Source organism: Paenochrobactrum glaciei, from assembly GCF_039522165.1.
Classification (GTDB): Bacteria; Pseudomonadota; Alphaproteobacteria; order Rhizobiales; family Rhizobiaceae; genus Paenochrobactrum; species Paenochrobactrum glaciei.
The window spans coordinates 1-1,444 of sequence record NZ_BAAADE010000036.1; the positions used below are offsets into that span (position 1 = coordinate 1).

A 1,444-nucleotide genomic window follows, 5' to 3' on the forward strand; every position below is an offset into this window, starting at 1 on the left:
ACCAAGGAGTTGCGGATTGCCGTTGTCTTCCTAAGACCGCTTGGCCTCCGACTTCATTAATAAAATTTATAAAATCACTAGATATCCAGTTTGTGAAATTTTCCAAATTTTCAATTTCATCTGCAAAGAATGTTCCTAACTCACCTAAATTCAATAGAAAACTCATATTGATTAAATTGTTTCTTTTCAAAATTATAAACATTACTAAAAAAATACAAAACTAAAAGTTCTTTCAATTTTTCGTTTGTTACTTTTTTGCATTCATCTGCTGAAAAATTGTAATGACAAGTATATAAATGAGAGTCGATAATTTACAAGAAATCTTTTTAAACTTTTAACTCACACAAATTTTTACTTTTCTAACGATAATTTACGCAAAATAACGGCGTAAAAACATTTATATATTAAAAAATTTTAGCATAAAAGAGTTAACCCAAATGCGTAATTCCAAAAAGATGAAAAAAATTTTATTTGACTTATTAGTCTACAATTATCACGAAAAATTGATCTTTTCCAGTTTCGTACAATTTCAATATTTCTTCTAGCGTTAATATTTTTCCTTCTTCTAATCTTTGTGAAATTTGCACAATATATAGTTTGTCTCTTTTGTCTAATTTAATTTCTATCCTATTTTTCTCAAATTTTGTATCACATAATGAATTTATTAGTTGAACTGTTGAATCATGTCCAATTGCATTTATTATTTCTTCATTATCAATATTTGTACAAAATTCTAATCTGTCAATTTTATCAATTGTAACTTTTATTGGAAATTTAGATAACATATTTATTGAGAATGCATTTGCTAAATAATTTTTATTCATTTTTCTTCACCTTCAACAGGTTTAACTTGTAATCTTCTCATTTCTTTTACAACTTTTACAACTTCTAAAGCTTTTTGAAATACTTCAGATTTTCTAACTTCTTCTTTATCTTCTGTTGCTAAAGCCATAGTTAGATCATCTAGAGCTAAATACAATTTAGCTGTTAATTCCGTATTTAAATTTGATTTTTTCCTTGTTTCTGACATCTTGAGACAAAGTATAAACTATGACAGTTTTATATTTTTTGTAATGAATAGCTACTAATGGTTGACAATTACAGAAATCGAAAATTTCACAAAATTTGAAAAGTTTTTCAATTTGAAATTTCTTAATAGTTATTAAATCTTTTGAAGTTGACTTTACTTCAATTGGATAAATTGTATTGTCTTTTGTCGCTATAAGATCTGGAATTGCTTGTTTTCCAGTTCCAGAAGTTGGAATTCTTAACGCTTTAAATCCATTTTGTTCAAGAATTTCTAAAGTTTTATATTCATAATACTTACCAGATTGCCTAATGTTCATTTTCTATCACTTATTTAGATATTTTACATAAACTTCATTTTTAAGTCGGATCGTAGCCATGTCGTTCTGTGAGCCAAGGAGTTGCGGATTGCCGTTGT

At 26.5% G+C, this 1,444-nt stretch carries 3 protein-coding genes; all 3 read right to left on the reverse strand.

Going from position 1 to position 1,444, the window contains the following annotated elements; all coding sequences use genetic code 11:
* Positions 1–479 precede the first annotated feature (479 nt).
* From ABDZ76_RS17525 to ABDZ76_RS17535, 3 genes are read right to left on the reverse strand one after another with little or no spacing between them, the layout of a single operon-like run.
* A complete protein-coding gene (locus ABDZ76_RS17525; RefSeq protein ID WP_343808645.1) occupies positions 480–824 on the reverse strand; it encodes a DUF1874 domain-containing protein in 345 nt (114 codons plus the stop codon).
* Complete coding sequence (locus ABDZ76_RS17530; protein WP_275944883.1) at positions 821–952, reverse strand: hypothetical protein; 132 nt, start codon at positions 950–952, stop codon at positions 821–823. The genes ABDZ76_RS17525 and ABDZ76_RS17530 overlap by 4 nt, the downstream gene beginning before the upstream one ends.
* 28 nt (positions 953–980) lie before the next feature.
* Positions 981–1,346: a PDDEXK family nuclease gene (locus ABDZ76_RS17535; RefSeq protein ID WP_198968536.1), complete on the reverse strand. Its 366-nt coding sequence runs from the start codon at positions 1,344–1,346 to the stop codon at positions 981–983.
* Positions 1,347–1,444 lie beyond the last annotated feature (98 nt).

Excerpts from the sequence above, each read along its gene's own strand:
- ABDZ76_RS17525 (WP_343808645.1), bottom strand. The coding sequence starts at position 824 with ATGAATAAAAATTATTTAGCAAATGCATTCTCAATAAATATGTTATCT.
- ABDZ76_RS17530 (WP_275944883.1), bottom strand. The coding sequence starts at position 952 with ATGGCTTTAGCAACAGAAGATAAAGAAGAAGTTAGAAAATCTGAAGTA.
- ABDZ76_RS17535 (WP_198968536.1), bottom strand. The coding sequence starts at position 1,346 with ATGAACATTAGGCAATCTGGTAAGTATTATGAATATAAAACTTTAGAA.